At 31.5% G+C, this 22,970-nt stretch carries 29 protein-coding genes; 9 read left to right on the plus strand and 20 right to left on the minus strand.

What is annotated here, in order from left to right; translation table 11 throughout:
- Positions 1–3 precede the first annotated feature (3 nt).
- Positions 4–570 (minus strand): phospholipid-binding protein MlaC, encoded by a 567-nt coding sequence (locus ELQ16_RS02040; RefSeq protein WP_134237907.1) that lies wholly within the window; start codon positions 568–570, stop codon positions 4–6.
- Between the two features lie 15 nt (positions 571–585).
- Complete coding sequence (locus tag ELQ16_RS02045; protein ID WP_134237908.1) at positions 586–1,278, minus strand: VacJ family lipoprotein; 693 nt, start codon at positions 1,276–1,278, stop codon at positions 586–588.
- 147 nt (positions 1,279–1,425) lie between these two features.
- On the opposite strand from ELQ16_RS02045, the gene ELQ16_RS02050 reads away from it, so the two are divergent.
- Both ELQ16_RS02050 and ELQ16_RS10385 read left to right on the plus strand, forming a co-directional pair.
- Positions 1,426–3,234 (plus strand): DASS family sodium-coupled anion symporter, encoded by a 1,809-nt coding sequence (locus ELQ16_RS02050; protein WP_134237909.1) that lies wholly within the window; start codon positions 1,426–1,428, stop codon positions 3,232–3,234.
- Between the two features lie 83 nt (positions 3,235–3,317).
- Positions 3,318–3,443: a hypothetical protein gene (locus ELQ16_RS10385; protein WP_279586250.1), complete on the plus strand. Its 126-nt coding sequence runs from the start codon at positions 3,318–3,320 to the stop codon at positions 3,441–3,443.
- 465 nt (positions 3,444–3,908) lie between these two features.
- Here ELQ16_RS10385 and ELQ16_RS02055 read toward each other — a convergent pair whose 3' ends face one another.
- The 4 genes from ELQ16_RS02055 to ELQ16_RS02070 form a co-directional block, all read right to left on the minus strand.
- Positions 3,909–4,139: a hypothetical protein gene (locus ELQ16_RS02055; protein WP_134237910.1), complete on the minus strand. Its 231-nt coding sequence runs from the start codon at positions 4,137–4,139 to the stop codon at positions 3,909–3,911.
- A 19-nt stretch (positions 4,140–4,158) separates the two neighbouring features.
- Complete coding sequence (locus tag ELQ16_RS02060; RefSeq protein ID WP_134237911.1) at positions 4,159–4,380, minus strand: hypothetical protein; 222 nt, start codon at positions 4,378–4,380, stop codon at positions 4,159–4,161.
- A gap of 105 nt (positions 4,381–4,485) precedes the next feature.
- Positions 4,486–4,866: a hypothetical protein gene (locus ELQ16_RS02065; protein ID WP_134237912.1), complete on the minus strand. Its 381-nt coding sequence runs from the start codon at positions 4,864–4,866 to the stop codon at positions 4,486–4,488.
- Positions 4,867–4,884: 18 nt separating this feature from the next.
- Complete coding sequence (locus tag ELQ16_RS02070; protein ID WP_134237913.1) at positions 4,885–5,157, minus strand: hypothetical protein; 273 nt, start codon at positions 5,155–5,157, stop codon at positions 4,885–4,887.
- Positions 5,158–5,252: 95 nt separating this feature from the next.
- Between ELQ16_RS02070 and ELQ16_RS02075 the strand changes: the two genes are divergently transcribed.
- Positions 5,253–5,501, plus strand: a complete 249-nt coding sequence (locus ELQ16_RS02075; protein ID WP_134237914.1) for a helix-turn-helix domain-containing protein — start codon at positions 5,253–5,255, stop codon at positions 5,499–5,501.
- A gap of 75 nt (positions 5,502–5,576) precedes the next feature.
- Here ELQ16_RS02075 and mnmA read toward each other — a convergent pair whose 3' ends face one another.
- From mnmA to aroQ, 12 genes are all read right to left on the minus strand, one after another.
- Positions 5,577–6,593, minus strand: coding sequence for a tRNA 2-thiouridine(34) synthase MnmA (mnmA, locus tag ELQ16_RS02080; protein WP_134237915.1), 1,017 nt, complete (start codon positions 6,591–6,593; stop codon positions 5,577–5,579).
- A complete protein-coding gene (locus ELQ16_RS02085) occupies positions 6,593–7,198 on the minus strand; it encodes a TIGR00730 family Rossman fold protein (protein ID WP_134237916.1) in 606 nt (201 codons plus the stop codon). The genes mnmA and ELQ16_RS02085 overlap by 1 nt, the downstream gene beginning before the upstream one ends.
- A 128-nt stretch (positions 7,199–7,326) precedes the next feature.
- On the minus strand, positions 7,327–7,701 hold the full coding sequence (locus ELQ16_RS02090) for a hypothetical protein (RefSeq protein WP_134237917.1): 375 nt from the start codon (positions 7,699–7,701) through the stop codon (positions 7,327–7,329).
- 28 nt (positions 7,702–7,729) lie between these two features.
- Positions 7,730–7,987 (minus strand): hypothetical protein, encoded by a 258-nt coding sequence (locus ELQ16_RS02095; RefSeq protein ID WP_134237918.1) that lies wholly within the window; start codon positions 7,985–7,987, stop codon positions 7,730–7,732.
- Between the two features lie 44 nt (positions 7,988–8,031).
- Positions 8,032–8,877, minus strand: a complete 846-nt coding sequence (fliY, locus tag ELQ16_RS02100) for a flagellar motor switch protein FliY (protein WP_134237919.1) — start codon at positions 8,875–8,877, stop codon at positions 8,032–8,034.
- Entirely contained in the window at positions 8,870–9,958 is a 1,089-nt protein-coding gene (fliM, locus tag ELQ16_RS02105) for a flagellar motor switch protein FliM (protein ID WP_134237920.1), read from the minus strand. Before fliM ends, fliY begins: the two co-directional genes overlap by 8 nt.
- On the minus strand, positions 9,958–10,650 hold the full coding sequence (locus ELQ16_RS02110; RefSeq protein WP_134237921.1) for an RNA polymerase sigma factor FliA: 693 nt from the start codon (positions 10,648–10,650) through the stop codon (positions 9,958–9,960). The genes fliM and ELQ16_RS02110 overlap by 1 nt, the downstream gene beginning before the upstream one ends.
- Positions 10,631–10,987, minus strand: a complete 357-nt coding sequence (locus tag ELQ16_RS02115; RefSeq protein ID WP_134237922.1) for a hypothetical protein — start codon at positions 10,985–10,987, stop codon at positions 10,631–10,633. Before ELQ16_RS02115 ends, ELQ16_RS02110 begins: the two co-directional genes overlap by 20 nt.
- 21 nt (positions 10,988–11,008) lie before the next feature.
- The gene (flhG, locus tag ELQ16_RS02120) at positions 11,009–11,875 is read right to left on the minus strand and encodes a flagella biosynthesis ATPase FlhG (RefSeq protein ID WP_134237923.1); all 867 of its coding nucleotides are present in this window, start codon (positions 11,873–11,875) and stop codon (positions 11,009–11,011) included.
- A complete protein-coding gene (gene flhF / locus ELQ16_RS02125; RefSeq protein WP_134237924.1) occupies positions 11,868–13,247 on the minus strand; it encodes a flagellar biosynthesis protein FlhF in 1,380 nt (459 codons plus the stop codon). The genes flhG and flhF overlap by 8 nt, the downstream gene beginning before the upstream one ends.
- A gap of 11 nt (positions 13,248–13,258) precedes the next feature.
- Entirely contained in the window at positions 13,259–13,732 is a 474-nt protein-coding gene (gene folK / locus ELQ16_RS02130) for a 2-amino-4-hydroxy-6-hydroxymethyldihydropteridine diphosphokinase (protein ID WP_134237925.1), read from the minus strand.
- A gap of 9 nt (positions 13,733–13,741) precedes the next feature.
- Positions 13,742–14,239 (minus strand): type II 3-dehydroquinate dehydratase, encoded by a 498-nt coding sequence (aroQ, locus tag ELQ16_RS02135; protein WP_134237926.1) that lies wholly within the window; start codon positions 14,237–14,239, stop codon positions 13,742–13,744.
- 95 nt (positions 14,240–14,334) lie between these two features.
- Here aroQ and ELQ16_RS02140 point away from each other — a divergent pair, with 95 nt between their 5' ends.
- The gene (locus ELQ16_RS02140) at positions 14,335–15,564 is read left to right on the plus strand and encodes a metal-dependent hydrolase (RefSeq protein WP_134237927.1); all 1,230 of its coding nucleotides are present in this window, start codon (positions 14,335–14,337) and stop codon (positions 15,562–15,564) included.
- The gene (gene sppA / locus ELQ16_RS02145; RefSeq protein WP_134237928.1) at positions 15,552–16,445 is read left to right on the plus strand and encodes a signal peptide peptidase SppA; all 894 of its coding nucleotides are present in this window, start codon (positions 15,552–15,554) and stop codon (positions 16,443–16,445) included. The genes ELQ16_RS02140 and sppA overlap by 13 nt, the downstream gene beginning before the upstream one ends.
- A 27-nt stretch (positions 16,446–16,472) precedes the next feature.
- Here the strand turns inward: sppA and ELQ16_RS02150 are convergent, their stop codons facing one another.
- Together ELQ16_RS02150 and uvrB are read right to left on the minus strand one after the other, a co-directional pair.
- Entirely contained in the window at positions 16,473–17,870 is a 1,398-nt protein-coding gene (locus ELQ16_RS02150; RefSeq protein WP_134237929.1) for an anaerobic C4-dicarboxylate transporter, read from the minus strand.
- 153 nt (positions 17,871–18,023) lie between these two features.
- The gene (uvrB, locus tag ELQ16_RS02155) at positions 18,024–19,997 is read right to left on the minus strand and encodes an excinuclease ABC subunit UvrB (RefSeq protein ID WP_134237930.1); all 1,974 of its coding nucleotides are present in this window, start codon (positions 19,995–19,997) and stop codon (positions 18,024–18,026) included.
- Positions 19,998–20,158: 161 nt separating this feature from the next.
- On the opposite strand from uvrB, the gene ELQ16_RS02160 reads away from it, so the two are divergent.
- From ELQ16_RS02160 to ELQ16_RS02175, 4 genes are read left to right on the plus strand one after another with little or no spacing between them, the layout of a single operon-like run.
- On the plus strand, positions 20,159–20,389 hold the full coding sequence (locus tag ELQ16_RS02160; protein ID WP_134237931.1) for a hypothetical protein: 231 nt from the start codon (positions 20,159–20,161) through the stop codon (positions 20,387–20,389).
- Positions 20,386–20,634 carry a hypothetical protein gene (locus ELQ16_RS02165; RefSeq protein WP_134237932.1) on the plus strand — a complete coding sequence of 83 codons (249 nt, stop codon included), beginning with the start codon at positions 20,386–20,388 and terminating at the stop codon, positions 20,632–20,634. The genes ELQ16_RS02160 and ELQ16_RS02165 overlap by 4 nt, the downstream gene beginning before the upstream one ends.
- Positions 20,634–21,110: a type II secretion system protein gene (locus ELQ16_RS02170; RefSeq protein WP_134237933.1), complete on the plus strand. Its 477-nt coding sequence runs from the start codon at positions 20,634–20,636 to the stop codon at positions 21,108–21,110. Before ELQ16_RS02165 ends, ELQ16_RS02170 begins: the two co-directional genes overlap by 1 nt.
- A complete protein-coding gene (locus ELQ16_RS02175; protein WP_134237934.1) occupies positions 21,107–22,945 on the plus strand; it encodes a primosomal protein N' in 1,839 nt (612 codons plus the stop codon). Before ELQ16_RS02170 ends, ELQ16_RS02175 begins: the two co-directional genes overlap by 4 nt.
- Positions 22,946–22,970 lie beyond the last annotated feature (25 nt).

Here is a 22,970-nt window from a genome sequence, read left to right on the forward strand (position 1 = left end):
TTATTAAATTTTTATATTTTCTAATTTTGTAATCAAAGTTTCAAGCTTTTCATTTTTCAAATGATCTTCAAATTGCGATCTATAAGTTTGCACAATGCTAACACCCAAAACATCAACATCATAAATCAGCCAATCGTTTTGGTTGTTATAAAATTTAAAAATCACAAATTTTTCTTCCCCATCTATCATCATAGAGGTGCTTAAAAAATATCTTTTTTCATTTTTTTGTTCGCCTTTTTTGACTTTAAGAATTTGATCTTTATAAAGGGTGAGTTTGCTTGTAAAGCTATTTTTTAAACTTGCTTCAAAGGCTTTCTCATATTTTTCTTGTTCGTTTTTATCTAATTTTTCATAAAATTTTCCAAGACTCAATCTTGCCATAAGCTTATAATCAAAAATTTCATCAAATAAAGCAAAAATATCTTTTGCAGCTAAAGTTTTATCACCTTTGCTTTGACTTAAAATTTGCAAACTTTTATCAATATTGGTTTGCATAGTAGTTGAAATATTTTCAAGTTTTAAAGCAAAGCATGTTAAATTTAAAATGAGTAATAATGCAAAAATTTTCATTTACTAAACCTTTCTTTATTGACTAAGTTTTATGCGTCTTTGCTCATAAGCATCGCGCAAAAATGGATATAAATTTGGAGTATTATGATAAATTTCATCGATTTCATCTGTTCTAAAAGAGAGTTCATTGCCAAAGCCATATGCACTTACTCCAACGCTTAACCAAGTAGGATCAATATAAGCTGTCGGCACCAAAAACCAATCAGCGCTTAAAGCTAAAGTATCTCTTAAATTGCTAGGTCCAAGCACAGGCAAAACGATATGAAAACCATTTCCAACTCCCCAGTGTGCTAAAACACTTCCTATATCAGCAGGATGTTTTTGTATCCCTGTTTTACTTGCCGCATCAATAAAACCAAAAAATCCAAAAACGGTATTAACGCTAAATCTTTTAATTTCTTCCCCAGCATTAGCCAATTTAAACTGCAAGACATTGCCTATAAATCTTAAAGGAAAGATTAAATTATCAAAGAAATTTCTCGTTCCCACTCGCACAAATTCAGGAGTAATGGCATTATAGCCTTTTAAAATAGGCCTAAAACTATAATCATACAAAGTCACATTAAAACTTGTCATTGCTTTGTTATATCCTGATAGTGGATCGTTGACTTGATATTTTTGATATTCTTGTTCAAATTCATCTAAATTTACATTGGCTTGTGCTAAAGTTAAATTAAAAAGCATTAAAAAAATAATTTTTTTAAACATTAAATTTCTCCAAAGCAAAACTTTAATTATACTCAAAATTTACAGATTGTATCAATAAATTTTTATACTTATTTTGTAAAGTATATTTAAGATTTGATTAAAATATATTTGCTTACAATTTATACAAATTTAAAACTAAGGATAAATATGGAAAAAAAGAAAATTCCTATGTTGTTGCTATGTCTTTTGATTGTAGCAATTTTTTATTTCACTCCAGCTCCTATGGGTTTAGAGGAAAATTCTTGGCACTTTTTAGGGCTTTTTATTGCTGTAATTATGGCAGTAATTTTACAAGTAATGCCTTTGGGCGCAGTGTGTTTAATCGCCATTGCCATTGTTGCAATTACTGGCATTACCACTCCGCAAAGCTCCATTAGGGAAACGCAGATTAAAACCTTGCAAACTATAGTTATGCAAGATCAGTCAAATTCGCATAAAGCGGCTATGGACAAGGCTATACAGGAAGTAAGTTTGGCGGCTTTAGTGGAGGCAAACACACAAAAAGGTTTAAAAGCAGAAGTTGAGGCCATTACTTCATCATCTTTGCATAAAGATTTACAGATTACGGAGCTTTCTAAACTTTACACCAAAAAAACCTCTGCAACGCAAAATAAGAAACTTCTTGCAGAAAGTAAAATCAAAGCTTTAAATGAGTTGGCGCTTAAAATAATGCCTCAAAAACAAATCGATGAAAAAGTAAATAATGCCATCTCAAAACTCAAGTCAAAAACAGGCATTAAAGATGCGTTAAGTGGTTTTTCAAATTCACTCATTTGGCTCATTGTTGTTTCTATTATCGTTGCGCGTGGTGTGATTAAAACGGGGCTTGGCGAAAGGCTTGCTTATTATTTTATTAGTATTTTTGGTAAGAAAACTTTAGGAATTGCTTATTCTATTGTATTTAGTGAAACAGTTTTAGCCCCAGTCACTCCCTCAAACACTGCAAGAGCTGGAGCTATCATAAATCCTATCGTCCAAGCTATTAGTCGTTCGTTTAAATCCACTCCTGAAGATGGAACTCAAGGTAAAATTGGTACTTATCTTTCTTTGGTGAATTTTCAAGCTAATCCTATCTCTTCTGCGATGTTTATCACAGCAACTGCGCCAAATCCTTTAGTCGTTGATTTAGTCGCTCAAGCAACGAATATGGATATACATTTAAGCTGGGCGCAATGGGCTTTAGGTATGTTTTTACCGGGTATTGCTGCTATGCTTGTTATGCCTTTGGTGATTTATTTCCTTGCTCCACCAGAAATCAAATCCACTCCAAATGCTTCTGAATTTGCAAAAGGAAAATTAAAAGAACTTGGCTCAATGAAACGCTCCGAAAAGATAATGCTTGGCGTATTTTTGCTTTTACTTGCTTTATGGGCTGGAGCTTTGGGCTTGTTGTTTGGAATTTCTCTTGATGCCACAACGGTAGCTTTATTTGGGCTTTCTTTAGTGCTTTTAAGTGGGGTTTTAACCTTTGGAGAAGTTTTAGCTGAAAAGGCAGCTTGGAATACTTTAATTTGGTTCTCAGCGCTTGTAATGATGGCAACCATGCTTGGAAAACTCGGTGTAACGCAGTTTTTAGCAGAGCAATTAGGAATTTTAGCATCCATTATGGGCTTGGGTGAAATTTCTATTATGTTTTTCTTAGCCATTGCCTTTTTGTATGCGCATTATTTCTTTGCCTCAACTACAGCACACATTTCAGCGATGTTTTTTGTGTTTTACAGCGCAGGACTTGCTTTAGGAGCGCCGCCACTTCTTTATGCTTTTATCATGATTACTGCAGGTAATGTTATGATGGCTTTAACACACTATGCTACAGGAACAGCTCCAGTAATTTTTGGGACAAATTATGTGAGTCTTAAAAAATGGTGGGGCGTTGGTTTTGTCATTTCTGTTGTGGATATGATAGTGATGATAAGTGTTGGACTTCTTTGGTGGAAAGTTTTAGGGTTTTATTAAAATTCTGACAAATTATAAAAATTACATATAAATTCCATCAAAATATATTATGCCATATCAAAATACTTAAAAAAGGATGAGATATGGCAAGTATTTTATTACAACTTAGAGTCGATAGCGAGTTAAAAAAGCAAGCTGATGAACTTTTTAATGATTTAGGACTTGATACACAACAGCCATTAGAATGTTTTCAAGGCGCATTGATTTAAAGCACCGTTTTGGTTTATTATAGTGATGAGAATTGTATTTATATTGTGGGTTGTAGGACACATTATAAAGACAAATGATTGATATATTTCAAATAAAACCCAAATTTAAACAATCACTGACGCACTCTTGCAAAAAAATGTATTTTCTATCATTATGAATAATAATACATCTTCTATTATCCTAAGGAAGCAAATTTATCATCACAAAAGAGTAAGGTAACTTCGTCATCTTGATGGAATGAAGCGACTGAAAGGATCTCTATAATAAAGAAGTTATATTTTATTAAAGAGAAAACAAGTATTTTAATAGAGATTCTTCGCATTCATTCAGAATGACAGTTGGGGTGAAATGACTAAAAAATAGAGATGTTTCGCTGGGCTCAACATGACGGAGTAATAGTTTAATATAGTGAAAAAATAATTCAGCATAGCAAAAAGCAAATTGAAGCTTGAGTGATTTGGAGTTTATTTGAACTTTTTTAAAACATAACTTAGGATTAAAATTAAAACAACTATAACAAATATTGATTTTACAACAAAAGAAGTGATTGTACCTAGCAAAGAGTCTAGTTTGGAAATGTCGCCACTAGATCTATAATGCCTAGAGCTTTGAAAAAAATCACTATCAATTATGGAAGTTAAATCAATCCCATAAACAAAGCTAAGAAAAGAAAATAATAAAATTAATTTTTGCATTTGTTTCCTTGATGAAAAGTTACAAAGCTGAAATAATAGCTGAAATAATGCCAAGAATTATCATAATCCCAAAAAATACTTTAAGAATTTCGCCGACACTATCTCTATGTTCGTAAATTAAACCTATTATACCAAGAGCGACGATAATACCAATAATTACAGCCCAAATTTCCCAAAATTTTACCAGCAAAATGATAAAAACCATAATTAAAATTATGCTAAGTAAGCCGATAATATGCATTTTAACTCCTAATTAAAATTTTTAAAATACGAAAACTACTAAAAACGGTAAATTGATAAAACTTATTTAATTTTCAACCAGCAGTTTGTATTGTAAAAGATGCTATTAATAATAATGTATATACACATCATGCCTTCTTGGCATCATTTGCATCAGTTGTTCATTACTTCTCTGCAATTCCTTGTTTTTTTCGTGTATTCGATCGCCTATATCGTGTAAACTTTCATTTAATTGTCTCCACTCTTCTTTTACTTGTTCTTGTTGATATCGATAATTTTCTATCTCTTGCTCGCTAGCTGGATAAAGTATCCTTCCTGTCTCCACCCCATTTTCATCAGTGCATCTTAATTCATCTGGGTTTGAATATGAATAATTATATCTTGGACAATCAGATGGAAAATAATACATTTTTCCGTTATGCCTAGCTGTACCCATTCCACCAATAGAACAACCCACGAGTAATAAAACGCTTAATACCGACAGCAAATATTTAATTTTCATCATTTATTCCTTTAGTAATAATTTTTCTTGATAGCTAAATTTAACTTCAGAGTTTTCAATTTCCATTAAATTATCTTTCGTATTCTCTGTGAAAAATTTATACACTTCATCTTGGTGTTTTTTAAAACAACGGAATTTAAAGTTGTTTTCTCTAGCTTCAAAATTAATCAAAGTCACATTAGATATTTCATTTTCTGATTTTGATATTTTTACCGCTCTTGTGTTTTTAGTATCAAAAACTCTCACTCTGCCACCATCAACAATTTTCTTTATCATAATTTCCCTTTCTAAAAATTTATCCTATAGGATATATTAAAAAAAATTATATCTTTGTAAAGTTTAAAATTAAATTAATCCTATAGGATAAAAAATTGAAAGAGAATTTTAGTAATTCCAGCGAAGAAGAAATTTTAAATTTTCACAAAGATATTTCAAGTAAAATTCGAGAAATCAGAGAGAAAAAAGGTATTTCACAGCTTGATTTGGCTTTAGATATTGGTATAAAATCAGTGGCTTTTTATTCAAACTGCGAAAATAACCGCTATGGAAAACATTTTAATTTAGAGCATTTATACAAAATTTGCAAAAGCTTAAAAATTCAAGTCAAAGATTTGTTTTAAATTTGCCCAGTTTCACCAAGCAAATTTAAATAAAAAATTTTAAAGTCAGTTTCAAGTTAAATTTAAATCACAAACTCACTCTATAAAGCCACTTGCTATAACTTTATCATCATCATAAAATACTGCCATTTGTCCGCTAGCAAGTCCATAAACACTTTCTTTTAAAGAAATTTTTGCACTTTTATCTTCATTGATTATCACTTTACAAGGTGTGGATTTTGAGCGGTAGCGGATCTTTACCTCACATTCAAGTTCTTTTGCATCGATGAAAAGATTGATATTTTTTAGACTAAATTCATTTATTTTAAGTTCTTCTTTGGTGCCAACGATGATTTGATTTTGCTTAGGATTGATCTTTAAAACAAAATGTGGTTCATGAGCCCCGCGTACTTCAAATCCACGCCTTTTGCCTATGGTATAGTGCATATAGCCCTCGTGTTTTCCTATGACTTTACCACTGCTGTCTAGCACTTCGCCAGGGATTTTTGTGTCCATAAATTGATCTAAAACTTGCACATAAGTATCTTCAACAAAGCAAATTTCAGAACTTTCCTTTTGAGTTGCAAAAGATTTTAAAATTTCTATAGTTGAAGCAAATTTCTTTACCTCTTCTTTTTTCATTTCACCAAGTGGAAAAATAAGATATTTTAAAGCTTCTTTGTCTGCACTAGCTAAAAAATAGCTTTGATCTTTGCTTTCATCTACTGCGGTTTTTATTAGATTATTTTCAAGTCTTGCGTAATGTCCTGTGGCAAGTTTTTCACAGCCTAAATTTTTAGCAAATTCTAAAAGTTTTCCAAGCTTGATAAAGCGATTACACAAAGCACAAGGATTAGGCGTTTTGCCTTCTTTATAAGTATCTACAAAAGGCATATAAACTTTATTTTTAAAATCTTCTTGCAAATCCAAAATATGATAAGGAATTTGCAAAAAATTGGCAACTTTTTCTACTTTTTTGATATTTTCTTCGTGATAATTTGGCTTACCATGAAGTTTCATATAGCAACCTATAACTTCATGTCCTGCATTTTTAAGTTTATAAGCGGTGACCGTGCTATCAACCCCACCACTCATAGCGACTAAAATTTTCATTAAAGTTCCTTTAAAGTATTAATTACGAAATTAACATCGTCAGTAATTTTATACTTTAACTCATCCCCTTTAGAAATGACTTCAAGTTCAAGTAAGGAATTTCTGACAAACCCATCAAAGCCTTGCCAAAATTCACTCCCAAACAAGATAATAGGAACATTTTTTTTGAATTCAAGTTGTTTTAGTGTGAGAATTTCACACAATTCATCAAGTGTTCCAAAGCCGCCTGGGAAAACCACAAAAGCTAGACTCTTTTCAATAAGAGCCATTTTGCGTATGGCTAAGCTCTCAAAAGTGATGTTGTATTCTACAAAATCGTTTAATTTTTGCTCATGAGGCAATAAAATATTAAGTCCCACAGAAGCGATAAAATCTGTGTTCTTTTTTTCTACCAAAGCACCTTCATTAGCCGCACGCATAATGCCTCCACCCCCACCACTAATGACGCAAAAATTATTTTGGACGCATAAACTGGCTAAATTTTTGGCTTGTTGATAGTAAAAATTATCCTCTTTTAATCTTGCAGAACCAAAAAATGTAACTGCTTTGTTAAAACTAGGTATTTGACAAAATTGCTCTAAATCTTTGAGTATTTGCGTATTCATTTATCACCTTTGCAAAAATAACTGCGTATTTTAGCTAAAAATTCATAATAAGTTCTTTATTTATCATAAATAAAAATATAAAAATTATTTATTACTTAAAATTTAAGTTTTTTTCATGCTTTGAATTTTTAGGCTTTAATATCTAAACCTTGTTTATTTAACATTTCTAAGATTTCTAAAATATCCATTCCGTTTTCTTGTTGGACTTTTAAAAAATTTTCCCAAAAATTTGTTTTTACTTCATCTTTGTAAGTTTCGCTTTTACTTTCTGCTTGTATAGGTTTGAAAGTTTTTGTTTCTTGTTCCTTTTGGGTATTGTATTGTTCTTGTGCAATTTGCATTTCTTGTTGGATATCTTTTTTACTTTGTTCGGCTATTTCGCCAAATCTAGCGTCGTGTTTGGCTTGAAGTTCTAGCCATTTTTGTTTAAATTCTTCTATGCTCATACTTGTGTGATAAATTTTTATATATTCTTTTTGTAAATCTTCATCTATCCAATGCACTGAAGCTTTATTTTTTGCTTTAAAATCTTCAAGCGATTTTGAAATCTTCCCCGCTTAACTCACCCTTTAGAATTTGATCTTGTATAGAGCCTTTAGTGATAGGAATTTCTTTTGTAAGTTCATCATAATATTCTTTGTAAGATTTTAGAAGTTCATCTAAATTTGCAACATTTGACTTGCTTTTATCGTCTGGAGTTTGAGCGGTATTTTTATTTATAAATTTATAATTATTATTTGTAGTTATACCAAAAATAACTAAGTTCGAGTAAGAATTTCTTATTTGCATTTTCTGCCTTTTTAACTTTTATGCTAAATCGGCAGAAATGATTTTTATCTTAATTGCTCCAATCTTTCTTTTTTGGAGCCAATTTCAGTGATTTGCACTCCAAAATTTCCATCTACAATGACTACTTCTCCATAAGCAATTCTCTTATCTCCGATTAAAATTTCAAGTGGATCATTAGCGAGTTGATTTAACTCCACAACCGAGCCTATATCCATGGTTAAAACATCTTTTAAAAGCATTTTTTTATTGCCTATTCTTACGCGTATAGGAAGTCTTACATCCATGATTAAGTTGATATTTCTTAATTCATCAGCTATATTAACGCTTGAATTTTCTTCATCATGGTGCATTTTGTGTTCAATAAAGTCTTGCTCAAAACTTGCTTTTTTATCAAGCAAGCTATAAATTCTTTTATCTAAAATTAAAGCAAGAGTCTCTTTAAGTTCTCCTATTTCTATATCAAAAAAATAAAGTTTATAAAAAGGTTTTAAATCTAAATTTTCGGATACAAAGTCAAATTTATCAAGTTCAAAATCAAGTTTTGGTATGTCTTTTTGTGCTCCTAAAGTCGTAGAGAAAGCCGAAATGATATTTAAAATCGCCTCTTTAGCAGCATCCATTTCATCGGCATTTAATTGATCGTTTTTAGAGATTTCTTCCTCTCCCATCATCCATTCGCCAATAGCACTCATTAATACCGCACTAGCTAAAATTCCTATCTCTCCACCACTACTTACTTCAAAAGTAGCACGCACTAAAGGGAGTTTTACGGTGTCTTGGTTGGTAACATCGTATTCTTGATATTCGCTAAAATTTGGTTTTTTCCCTGTTAAACCTTCTATGGTGTTGGAGCATTCTGCTGTGAAAATTTTTAAAAATTCATTAATCATCGTTTTCTTCCTCTTCTAAGTCTTCTTTATCATCATAGACGCTAGCTTTTGCTTTTCTTTCTTCTTCGTATTTTTCCAAAATTTCTTTAATCTCATCTTTATCGGTGCGTATGAGTTCTATAATTTTAATGGATTTTCTGAAGCGATGCAAGCCAATTTGTGCTAAAAAGACATCTTTTTTATCAATGCTTACAATAGCCTTGTCATCAGCTTCTCGATCAAGACGCAAGATATCACCTTGCTTAAGATCTAAAAATTCACTTACGCTAATGAGGGTTTTTCCTAAAATAGCTTCATATACCACTTCAGCACGACCAATTAGAGTTTTAAGCTCTTTATTGCGCGATTTTTTAGCCGAAGTTTCACCCATCATAATATCACGATTTGCCAAGCGACTCAAAATACTTTCTAAATGCACCACAGGATAGCAAATATTGACCATACCGCTTGAATTTCCTATGATAATTTCCATTACCACCATAATAACGATTTCATTTTGTGATACGATTTGAACGACATTTGGACTTGATTCTTTTGCTTCAATGCTTGGATAAATTTCAGTTACCGTTGCCCAACTTTCTTTTAATCTTTGCATTACAATACGCAAAATGGAATCTAAAAGATTGATTTCAATATCCGTAAGCTCTCTTAAGGCCTCATAGCCTTCCCCTTGTCCACCTAAAAGTCTATCTATCATAGGAAAGGCGATGCTTGGATTAATCTCTAAAACACAATTTCCATCTAAGGGTTTGATTGAAAAAACATTAAAGCTCGTTGGACTTGGTAGAGACATTAAAAATTCACCATAAGTCATTTGATCAACGGAGTGAAGTTTGATTTCAACAATACTTCTCATCATAGATGAAATTTGAGATGCCAAATTTCTAGCAAGTTTATCATGAATACCTTTAATGGATCTAAGTTGTTCCTTTGAAACTCTATTAGGGCGTTTGAAGTCATATACAACGATATTGCGTTCGTCTTTCTCTTCTTTTGAGCTTGCACTAATGGTTGAATCTGTGCTATCATCAACCACTTCAAGTAAAGCATCAATTTCTTCTTGAGAGAGTATTTCAGCCATTATACGAGCCTTTCTCTGATTTTTTTCAGTAATTTTTTATGAATTTGTGAAATGCGACTTTCGCTGATATCTAAAATTTCGCTGATTTCTTTTAAATTTAATTCTTCATAATAATAAAGCTGAATGATTAATTGATCGCGTTCTTTGAGATTTTCTAAAACAGCATTGATTTTTTCTATCAACTCCTCTTTTTCGATGCGTTCAATTGTGCGATCTTCATTAAAGCATTCTAGCTGTTCATCTAAGGGCAAAACAAGGCTTATCGCATGTGCGGCTCTTGCCTCTTTGATTTTATCTATTTCAAGGTTAAGTTTTTTAGCCAAATATTCATCATCAGGCTCTTTTTCATGCTCTTGATAATATTCATCAATTAAATTATCGATATCCTTGATGATTTTGCGGTTATTTCTACTCATCACATCAAGACTTCTTAGATAATCAAGCATAGCTCCATTCACGCGTTTTTTTACAAAACCCCAAAAATTGTCATTTTGCTCTTTATCATAGCGACGAGAGAGTTTTATCATCTCTTCTACACCTATGCTAATAAGATCGTTGGTATCTATACTTGAAGGCAAACGCTCTTTAAGTCTATATGCCATAGCACGCAAAGCAGGCATATAGGTTAAAACAAGCTCATCTTGCTCTTTTTTTAAGGCTTGTGCATAAGCTTTAGGCGGCTCTTTTAGCATTTTTGCGTCTTTCTTTTATATCGTTTTTCTTTAGTTCTTCTCGTTCTTCGTTAAGTTTTTCTAAAAGATAGTCCATTTTTTTCTCACGCATGGCAAGATCATTGATGATGGCATCGCTTACTTCTTCGTATTGTAATTTATTAAAGACTTTTCCGCTAATTTTATATACATCAATGAAGTTCATAATGGCAATATGAATAATCACATAAAAAATAAAAGTAATCAAAGCTGTAAATAAAACTATATCAAAAGCACTTTCTATACTTATGATACTAAAAGATAAACCGATAAAAAAACCACAGACTGTAAAAAAAGCTACATAATTTTCTGGTTTCATAACAAATCCTTCAAAGCTATGCTAAAATCTTTCAATAATTCTTTTAAAGAAAGTCGAAAAACTTCTACTTGGTTTATCTTCAAGCACTTTTTGTTCCAACCTGTATAAAAGCTTAGAAGCTATTGATTTTAACTCGTCTGCTGATAGAGTATTTTCGTCGCTAAAAAGTGTTCTTTTTTTAATGCTTAAACTTACATCTTTGCTTGCAGCTAAATATCCTAAAAATTCGAGTTTTAAATCATGTTTAATGTTGATATCTGCTACTTTTTTAATATTTTCAAAAACCTTTAGAGCTTCGTTTTCATTTTTGACAATATTTAACACCATCAATAAATTTGGTTTTGTTTTTGAAGTGGTTTTAATGGTTGCATAAGCATCGGTAATTGCGGCAGGATCGGGCACGGTTACTACAATAACCTCATCAGCCATTTCTAAAAAATTCCCTATATTTCCGCCAATACCCGCACCTGTATCGATGATTAAAAAATCCAAATCATCTAAAATGCTTGCTTGATTTAAAAATCTTTCATAAATGTTTTTATCATTGTATTTTAAAATTTCATCTCCACTTTCACCTGGTATGAGCCACAAATTTTGTTTCACCTCTATTAAAATATCCTCTAAAGAGCATTCGCCTCTTAAAACATGCAATAAATTTTTATTGATACGCACATTTAAAATTACATCCAAATTCGCCAAACCAATATCTGCATCAAATAAAGCAACTTTATAGCCATTATTTGCTAATACATTGCCTAAATTGGCACTTAAAGTGCTTTTTCCTACTCCACCTTTACCACTAGTAATAGCAATAAAATGCGTACCTTTAGTGTTTTTATTTTTGTTTTCACTCATTAAATTTTGTAATTTATTGGCTTGATTATTCATCATCTCTTCCTTTTGCAAAACCTTCTAAAACGCAATGCACTAAAAAATCACTGCTTGCAACTTGTATGTCATCAGGCACTTCTTGACCTATAGAGAAAAAACTCATTGGAATATTTGTTTCGTAAATGAGTGAAAAAATATTACCAAAAACTTTTGTTTCATCAAATTTTGTGACAATAAGAGTGTCGATATTTAAAAAAGAGAAATTTTTATAAATTTCTAATAAATCTTCATATTTGGTATTAGCCGAAATAACTAAATTTACATCAATTTGCGAGTTAGAATGGGATAAAAATTCTTTGGTTTTTGCAAGTTTTGATTCATCATATTGGGAATTTCCTATGGTATCAACTAAAATAACCTCGCAATTACTTAAACTTTTAATAGCCTCATCTAAGTCTTTTGGTTCTATGCTATCAATGATTGGTAGTTTCATCATTTTTGCGTATTGAAAAAGTTGTTCTACAGCGCCGATTCTATAAGTATCAAGAGTGATAATTCCTGTTTTGTATCGTTTATTACCATAAGCATAGCGAAAAGCGAGTTTGGCTAGAGTTGTGGTTTTTCCAACTCCTGTTGGACCTACCAACATCATAATTTTTTGTTTTTTAATATCGCTTTCAACGCGACAAGGAAGCATATTGCGTAAAAGAGAATAAAAATACCTTTGCACAGCTTCTTTGTTTGTTTTCATTGTCGCTGGCATATTTTCCACTGTAGCCTTCATAATTGCTTCTAGATGCTCTTCTTGCATATGGCTTTTTTTAGCTTGTTTGTAAATACTTGCAAATTCGGGTGGAATGATGAGATTTTTTCTCATTTCGGCTTTATTGTCCCACATCATATCAACAAGCAAATTCATTTTATCATTAAGTTTGTTAATTTGTTTTTCAAAATTTTCAATTTTTTTATCATATTGTTTTGGACTTTGAATTTGACTCGGATCGATATTGGTTACTTTGCTGATTTCAGAACTTACTTCAGAAAGTCTTTCCTTGAAATCATTTAAACTGTTAAGTTCTTGATCTTGTATTTTTTTTGTTTTAGAACTTATTTTATTTTTGGCATTATTAGAAAAATCAAGTATAACATCTTCATTGGGTTTATCTAGGGATAATTCTTCTTCACTAGGAAAATTTTTGACAGGCTTTTGAGTTTTTTTAGGTAAAGTTTTTCCTATAGATTTTAAATGCTCTTCGTAATCGGCTTCTTCAATGGCGACCATTACCTCATAAATTCCTTTTTGAGTTAAGGTTTTTGCACGAATTTGTTTATTGGTGATGATTAAGGCCTTATCGCCAAATTCTTGTTTAACTTTGGGAATGATCTCATCAGTGCTTTCAACTGTAAAAGTATGAATAAGTTGTCCCATAAATATCCTTTCTATAATAAGCCCAAAGGTAAAATAACACTAAGCCTATCATTTACTCCAGGGTGTGGCACTTGACAATAAGCATCTTGTTTGACTTTTTGCGAAAAATACAAAAGATCAAGATCAAGAGTTCTTGGAGCATTTTTAAAACTTCTTTTTCTTTTAAATTTTAACTCATAATGCAGTAAAATTTTTAAAAGCATTCTTGCATGTAAATTTGTTTTTATTATCATTACTGCATTGGTAAAGTCTTTTTGTAATTTATAGCCAAAAGCTTCATTGATAAGCAAAGGCGAGGTTGCTAAAATTTTTATTCTTTTATCGTCCATTAAAAGCCTAAAAAAATTTCTAAAACGCTTTTTTTCATCAAAAATATTTGCCCCAAGCCCTATAATAGCATAATATTTTGCTACATATTGAGAACGGGATAAAAAAGGATAAAAGCGTATTTTATGTAAAGCTTTTGCACCTTTGAGTTTTAACATTTAGTTTTGTTATCCTTGTGTAGCAGCTTGCATTTGCTGTTGTTGGGCTAAGGCTGCTGCTTTAAGATTATTAACTTGTTCGCAAACTTGAATCACGCCCATTAAAGCCAAATGATAACCAAAAGGTCCAAAGCCAACTATAGATCCAGCACAAACTGGTGCGATAAGACTTTTTTGTCTGAATTCTTCTCTGCGATAAATATTAGTAATATGTACTTCGATTGTAGGTAAATTAACTGCAGCAATAGCATCACGGATTGCAACTGAAGTATGAGTATAACCACCAGCATTGATGATGATACCATCAACTGTTCCCATACATTCTTGAATTTTATCTATGATTTCACCTTCAAAATTGCTTTGAAAAAATTCAAGTTCTACTTTATTTTGTGAAGCTGCTAATTCCATTTGCTTATGAATATCTTCCATTTTCATAAAACCGTAAAGATTGGTTTCTCTATAACCTAACATATTAAGATTTGGACCTTGGATTACCATAATTTTCATTGTTAAACCTTCATTAATAAAATTTAAGTTTTAATTATAACATCATAAATCTAAATTTTTGCTACAATTTTCATTATTAAATTAAGGGCGATTTGATGTTTATTATTAAGGCAAAACGCATGCTTTTGTGTGATGAAGAATTTGGTATTTTAAAAGATAGGGCTTTTGTTTTTAAAGATGAAATTATAGAATTGGGTGAATTTGAAAATTTAAAACAAAAATATCCTCAAGCAAAATGGATTAAAACTCCTGAAAATTCTTTGATTTTGCCCGCATTTATCAATACCCACACGCATTTAGAATTCAGTGCAAATTCAACCACTTTGCATTTTGGTGAATTTCTTGTGTGGCTTAAAAGTGTGATAAAGTCGCGCAGTGTTTTAAGTGAACAGGCTAAAAACGATCTTATCGATACTGTTTTGAAAAAAATGCAAAAAAGCGGCACGGGTACAATAGGTGAAATTTCAAGCTTTGGAAGTGATTTAAGTGCTTGTATTAAGGCAAGTAAAAATGGTATGAGAGTGGTATTTTTTAATGAAATTTTAGGTACAAATGAAGCACAAATTGAAGAAAAAAAAGTTGAATTTTTAAAGCGTTTTGAAAAAGCTATGCAGGTAAAAAGTGAATTTTTCATCCCTGCAATTTCGGTGCATTCTCCTTATTCTACACATCCTAAACTTGCCAATTTTGCTTTAAATTTAGCCAAAAAAAATGATTTACTTGTAAGCACACATTTTTTAGAAAGTAAGGCTGAAAATGCTTGGCTTAGAAAAGGCATAGGGGGATTTAAAAAATGGCTTGGAAAATTTACACCTAACGCTACTCCTTTGTATAATATAGAAGAATTCATAAATTTATTTAAAGGAGTTCGGACACTTTTTACTCATTGTGTGTATTTAAAAGAATGGCAAAAATTAGATCAAAATTTACACTCCATTACACATTGTGCTTTTTCAAACTATCTTTTGAGTCAAAAAAGTTTAAATATCAAAACCCTTTTAAACAAGCCTATAAATGTCCATTTGGGTACTGATGGTTTAAGTTCTAATATTTCTTTGTCAATGCTGGATGAAATGCGTGCAAATTTACTCATTCATAAAGAAATTCCTGCCTTAAAATTTGCTAAAAAGCTTTTGCAGATGGCAACGCTTTATCCAGCTAAGGCTTTAAATTTAAATACAGGAGAGCTTAAAGTGGGTAAAAGTGCTGATTTTAGCGTGTTTGAACTGGACGAATGTGAAGATTCGCAGTTGGCTTTGCAATTTATTTTGAATGCCAAAGAGCTTAATAAATTATTTATGAAAGGAAAAGAATGCAAATTATAAAATCTTTTTTTGGGGCTATAGGTGCTGGGATAAAATTTATCAACAGCTATTTTAAAACTTTTGTTTTTCTTTTGGTGGTGATTTGGATTTTAATGCCAAGTGGTAATGGAACTTCATCGTATGCGAATTTAGAACGCATAGATTTAAAGGGTGAAATTTTTGATAGCTCTAGTGTACTTGAAAAAATCAATTTGGCAAAAAATAATAAAAATATCAAAGGAGTGCTTTTTGTAATTGATTCTCCTGGTGGGGCTTTTGCACCGAGTATGGAGCTTGCTTTGGCGATTAAGGATTTAAAAGCCAAAAAGCCTGTAATTGCTTATGCAAGTGGAACTATGGCGAGTGGAAGTTATTTAGCTGGTGTGGGTGCAAATAAAATTTTGGCAAATCCTGCAAGCTTTATCGGCTCCATCGGTGTGATTATGCAAGGAGCTGATATTAGCGAATTAACGCAAAAATTAGGCATCAAAGAACAAACTATTAAAGCGGGTACTTACAAACAAGCAGGTACTTTTACAAGAGCTTGGAGTGAACAAGAAAAAGAGTATTTGCAAAATCTCATCAATCAAAGCTATGCGTTGTTTACTAATTTTGTGGCTAAAGAAAGAAATTTAGATATAAATACAAAGGATAAATGGGCAGATGCAAAAGTATTTTTGTCTTTGGAGGCAAAAGGATTAGGACTTATTGATGAACTTAGTAATTACGAAAACGCTAAAAATGAGCTTGAAAAGCTTTCTGGTGTACAAATTCCTATCTGGAAAGAAGAAGATAAAATTGATAAATTTTTAGAAAAGTTAAGTGAACAAAGTGTGAGTTTTTTGAGTGAAGTATTTACCCAGAGTTTAATCCGTTTAAATTCATCAAATTCTTTTAAATGATTAAAGGCACCTTAAAGTGCCTTTATTTTATAGATAGCCTGCAGCTAAAGCTAAGAAATATCCAGCAATACAAGAAGTGATAACACCTATAAGCCCTGGTAAAATGAAACTATGATTGATTACAAATTTACCAATGCGAGTAGTGCCTGAGCGGTCAAATTGAATGGTTGCTAAGTCACTTGGGTAAGTTGGTAAAATATAATAACCATAGCAAGCTGCTGCGAATGCCACTATGATTCCAGGTTCAACGCCAATTCCTAGAGCTAAAGGCACAAAAGCTGCGATAGCTGCTGCTTGAGAATTTACAAATTTTGAAATAAGTAAAAGCATAATTGCATAAGTCCAAGGGTGCTCTTTTACTATATCTCCAAGTGCTGCTTTCATCATAGGAGTATGCACTGCAAACATAGTATCTGCCATCCATGAAATTCCAAATACTGCAACAAGTGCTATCATACCAGATTTAAAAATTTCATTTTTTGCAATTTTACTTGCATCAACTTTCGTGAAGATAATAAGTGCCGCTCCAGCTAAAAGCATAAACATTTGGATGGTTGCTACCATATTCATTGGTTTAGTTACGCCTTTTGAATTAGTAAATTCAGGTCTAAGTTCTGGAAAAGCTCCTAAGATCGCAACAATAGCAATAGCTCCCAAGAAAATCCACATAGCAACCCATTCTATCATAGGTAATTTTGCGCCTAGTAGGGTTTTTGATTCCCCATAAACATAATTTTTAAATTCAGGATTTTTAAGTTTTTCTTGAAATTCTGCATCTTTATCCAAGTCTTTCCCTCTAAACCAAGAAAAAATTCCTATACATAAAACCCCAATTAAAGTAGAAGGTATAGTAATAGCAAGTAAATCCACATAACCATCAAAACCCGCTAAAGGATTTTTGTTAATTTCGGGATTTAACAAAAGTGCAGTTAAAGACACAACTGCCACTGAAACAGGTGAAGCGATAATTCCCATTTGAGATGATATAGAAGATGCAGCCATAGGGCGTTCCGGACGAATTCCATTTTTAATTGCAATATCATAAATAATTGGCATCATAGTATAAACTACATGTCCTGTTCCACAAAGTATAGTTAAAAAGCAAGTTACAAAAGGAGCGAGTATGGTTAAGAATTTAGGATTTTTTCTTAATACTCTTTCTGCAATTTGCAACATTACATCTAAGCCACCACTTGCTTGTAAAGTCGCACTTGCAACAACTACGGCTAAAATGGTAAGCATTACATCAATCGAAGGTTTTCCTGGTTCAACTGAAAAACCAAAACTAAGGACTAAAAGTCCGATTCCGCCTAATAAACCAAGAGCGATTCCGCCTTTTTTTGCACCATAAAAAAGACAAATTAGCACGATAATTAACTGAATGGCAAATTGCGTGCCTTCACTAAGATTTGTTAAAAAATCCATAGTTTTCCTTTCAAAATAAGATTTCTGGTAATTTTATCTAAAAAATTAAGCTTTGTAGAAATAAAAATTAACTTTTTGTAGCAAATTTAAATAAAAATTTAAAATTTATGACATATATTGACTAATTATTAATTTTTTATCGATGAGTTAAAACTATAAATTTTTTAGCTTATTAATCTCATCTCTTAAAGCGGCTGCTTTTTCAAATTCAAGTGCCTTAGCAGCTTCAAGCATTTGTTTGCGAAGTTCTTTTATGATCTTAGCCCTTTCGCTTGCTGGCATTTTTTCTAGCTTTTTACCTTTGCGATAGAATTCTGCTAAATCTTCTTCATTTTTCAAGCTTTCTTCAATGTGGCGTTTGACTGAAGTTGGTGTGATATTATACTTTTTATTATAAGCTTCTTGAAGTTTTCGGCGTTCATTTGTGGTATCCATAGCTTCTTGCATGGACTTTGTGATTTTTTTGCAAAAAAGTAAAACCTTACCATTTACATTTCTAGCAGCCCTTCCCATGGTTTGGATTAAACTTGTAGTGCTTCTTAAAAAGCCTTCTTTATCTGCGTCCATTATGGCAATTAACGAAACTTCAGGCAAATCAAGCCCTTCTCTAAGTAAATTTATACCTATTAGCATATCAAAATTGCCACTTCTTAAGCCCCTTATAATCTCATTGCGTTCGATTGCATCAATATCTGAATGCATATATTTTACTTTAATGCCAAGTTCTAAATAATATCTTGTAAGTTCTTCTGCTAATTTTTTAGTCAGCACGGTAACCAAAACGCGTTCATTTCTTTCTATGACTTTTTTAGCTTCATCAAATAAAATTTCAACTTGATTATCGCTATCTTTAAGTTCTATCAAAGGATCAAGCAAGCCCGTTGGCCGCATAATCTGATGAAATACATTTTCTTTACTAAGTTCAAGTTCTAGCGGTGCAGGGGTGGCTGAAACAAAAAGAAATTGACAATCTTTATGGATAAATTCATCAAACATCAAAGGACGATTATCGAGGGCCGATGGAAGACGAAAACCATAATCAACCAAAGTTTGCTTTCTGCTTCTATCTCCTGCAAACATACCGCGAAATTGTGGCAGGGAAACATGGCTTTCATCAACAATCACAAGAAATTTCCTATCTTTAATTGCAAAATAATCAAAAAGTGTATAAGGCGTATCACCCTCATTTAAACCCGTCAAATGCCTTGCATAATTTTCCACGCCTTTGCACATTCCTGTGCTTGTAAGCATTTCAAGATCAAATTCCACGCGTTGTTTTAGGCGTTGGTATTCTACGAGTTTGTTTTCATACTCAAAATAGGCCAATCTTTCGTTTAATTCTTCTTTTATATCTTTTATGGCTTGTTTTAACCTTATTTCTCCAACGCTAAATTGGCTTGTAGGATATAAAATAAAGCGTTTTAAATCCTTGCCTTTTTTATTTTCTAAGACATTATAATGATACATGGCATCTAATTCATCGCCAAAAAATTCAAGCCTAACCACTTCATCTTCATAATAAGCAGGATATATATCTATAGTATCGCCCTGTACGCGAAAATCTGCACGATCGAAAAAATTATCATTTCTTTTATAGCCCATATCTACAAGTTTTTTTAAAAGTTCTTTTTGTGAAATTTGCATACCTAATTCAAAAATTAAAACCATTCCTATATATTCATTTGGATTTCCAAGTCCATAATTTGCTGAAACACTAGCGATACAAACTACATCTTCATAGCTTAAAAGCGAAGCGGTTGCACTAAGTCTTAATCTTTCTAAATCTTCATTTGTAGAGCTATCTTTTTCTATAAAAACATCAGTGCGTGGTATATAAGCTTCTGGTTGATAATAATCATAATAAGAAATAAAATATTCCACATGATTTTTAGAAAAAAAGCCTTTAAATTCACTATAAAGTTGTGCGCAAAGACTTTTGTTGTGACTCATGATAAGGGTTGGCATATTAAGTTCTTTGATCACATTTGCCATGGTAAAAGTTTTTCCACTTCCTGTAACGCCTAGCAAAGTTTGGTATTTGTTGCCTTTTTTTATACTTTTAACTATGCCTTTGATGGCTTCTTTTTGATCAGGGCTTGGTTTAAATTCACTGGTGAGTTCGAGCATTATTTTAACTTTAATTTTATAATTTTTAAAAAGTATTTATTATACAAAAAATTACTTTGAAAAAAATAATATTAAAATAAAACTTAAAATTAAAGGTTTTTTGCTACAATTATAAAATTGTTTGTATTTATTAAAAATTTTTAAAACAAAGGCTAAATCCAATGTATGATGAAAAAATTATCAACACTATGACAGATAGAGTAAATGAACTTTTAGCAAAGTATAACGAAGTTTGTGAAGCGAATGAAAATTTAAGAAATGAACTTGTTAGTGTTAAAGCACAAAGTGAAGCTAAAAGCAATCAAATCATGCGTTTAGAAGAAGAACTTAAGAATAAAAACATCGAAAGTGAAGATATTGTTAAGAAAATTGAGGCTGTTCTTGGAAAATGAGCGAAAAACAAGTCATTATCAATGTGTCCGCTAAGGACTTTATTGTAAAATGCAGTGAAGAATTTGCACATTATTTAGAAAATGACATAGCTTTAATATCAAATGGAACCCAAAGGATGGAGCTAAAAACCCTTGTTGATGCTTTTGTAAAAAAAAGTTATGATAGCTATATTTTAGAAAAAGATCTTAAAAAGCTTATTAAAACCATCAATGAGGAAGTTTCTTTTGATAAGCCGGTTAAATAATGGGCTTTAGAAAAGCTTTTTCTATACTTGAACTGATTTTTGTTATTGCGATTATTGCTATCTTGGTTAGTATCAGTATTCCTTATTTTTCTAATTCCAAACAAGAAGCGAAAATTACAAAATTAAAAGCCGATTTTACCACTTTGCAAAGTGCTTTGGTTTTTTACAAAAACCAGAATTTTTTACGATCAAATTCTCAAAATTTATCCGTTTTAGATGAGGCTAAGATAGGGCTTGAAAAAGAGCCTTTATTTTTTTGCACGCAAAGTCAAATTAGTGTTTGCAATGATGGGGCAAATTGTTGTCAAGGTTCTTTATTGTCTAATGCTATTTATTCCAACAAGCAAGCATGGATGAAAACAGGTTTTAATGCCTATCGTTACTATATTACTCCAAAATTTTTCTTTGATTTTATATATGATTTTGAGTCTGGTGAGTTAAAATGTATAGGACAAAGATGTAAAGAATTATTATGAGGTATTACGAGCTTGCTATTAAAGGATTTTATCTTGATATTTTAACTTATGAAAGCACTGAAATTATCAAGCCTTTAACAGAGGTGATTGTTGATTTAGGAGTAAAAAAAAATCTCAAAGCCATTGTATTAAGAGAGTGTTTAAAGCCTAATTTCAAAACAAAAGAGATTAAGGAAATTACGCCCAATTCTTTAAGTTTGTTTCAAAAAGAATTGGCTGATTTTATTTCTTATTATTATACTTGTAAATTTGCTTTTATCCTTAGCTTTTTTGAAACCTCTAAGCCTTATGAATGTAAAAAAATGACTGATTTGGAGGGTCCAAATTTAAGTTTTAATCAAAATAAAGCGCTTGATTTTGCTAAGGAAAATCTTACTTCTTTACTTTTTGCTGACACGGGCAGTGGAAAAACTGAAATTTATATTTCTTTAATCAAAGAATATTTAGAAAAAGGACAGCAAGTTTTGCTTTTAATGCCCGAAATTTCACTCACTCCACAAATGCAAAAACGCTTGGAAAAGTATTTTAAAGATAAATTTTTTCTTTGGCATTCTAAAATTTCAAAGAAAAAAAAAGAAGAATGCTTAAGGCACTTTTGTGAAGGTGAAATTTTACTAGTAGCTGGTGCTAGGTCAGCGCTTTTTTTACCCTTTAGAAATTTAGGACTTATTGTGGTAGATGAAGAACATGATAATTCCTATAAAGCTTCAAATAAGCCTTATTTTAATGCTAGGGATTTAGCACTTTTTCTAGGACAAAAATTAAATATCAAAGTCGTTTTAGGCTCTGCAACCCCTTCAGTTACGAGTTTTTATAAGCAAAAATATTTCAGACTCAAAGGCACTTTTTTTGAAAGTAAAAAAGAATATATTTTTGATGAGAGCGATGAAATTTTAAGTCAAAAATTACTTTTGGAGCTTAGAACAAGCTTAAGAGAAAAAAAACAAATTATTATTTTCTTGCCAAGTCGTGCAAATTTTCGCCAAATTTTGTGTAAAGATTGTGGTGATGCTATAAAATGCCCTTTTTGTTCCATTGCTTTGAGTATGCATAAAAGCAAAAACATACTTAAATGCCATTATTGTAATTTTATCCAAGAAATACCCTTTTCTTGCCCTAAATGCAAAGGCGAAGTTTTAGAGGCTAGGAAAATGGGCACTGCAGAGCTTAAAGAAAGGCTAGAAGGCATTTTTATAGATGCAAAAATTGCTAAATTTGATAGTGATGAGATTACAAGTGAAAAGAAATTAAATGCCATTTTAAAAGATTTTAACGATGAAAAAATCGATATTTTAGTAGGTACTTCCATGCTTGCAAAAGGACATGATTATCATAGTGTGGATTTAAGTGTGATTTTAGGGCTTGATGAGTACTTGTTTCGCCCAAATTTTAGAGCCAGTGAAGAAACTTTGGCTTTAGCGATGCAAGTAGCAGGTAGGGCAGGGCGAAAAGGCGAAGCAAGAGTGCTTTTGCAAACTAAAAATAAGCCTTTTTTTGAAAAATACATACAAAATTACGATGAATTTTTGAAAGATGAACTTGAAATTCGAAAAAATTTATATCCACCTTTTAAAAGACTTATGCGAATTGTGATTGAAGATAAAGAGCAAAAAACTGCCCTTAAAACTTGTGAAAAATTAGTTTTTGAAATAGGTAAAATTAAGCAAGTTGAATTGATTGGCTATGGGGCTTGTGGTATAGAGATTATTAATAATAAATTTAGATTTTATATACTTTTAAGAAGTAATACTTATACTCATCTTGTTAAAATTGCAAATTATGCTTTGGAATTTAAAAATGTGAGTTGCGATATTGATCCTATTGATTTCTCGTAATCCATGATGAAAATTAAGCAAAAAA

The sequence above is a fragment of the Campylobacter sp. US33a genome, assembly GCF_004378855.1.
Lineage (GTDB): Bacteria > Campylobacterota > Campylobacteria > Campylobacterales > Campylobacteraceae > Campylobacter_D.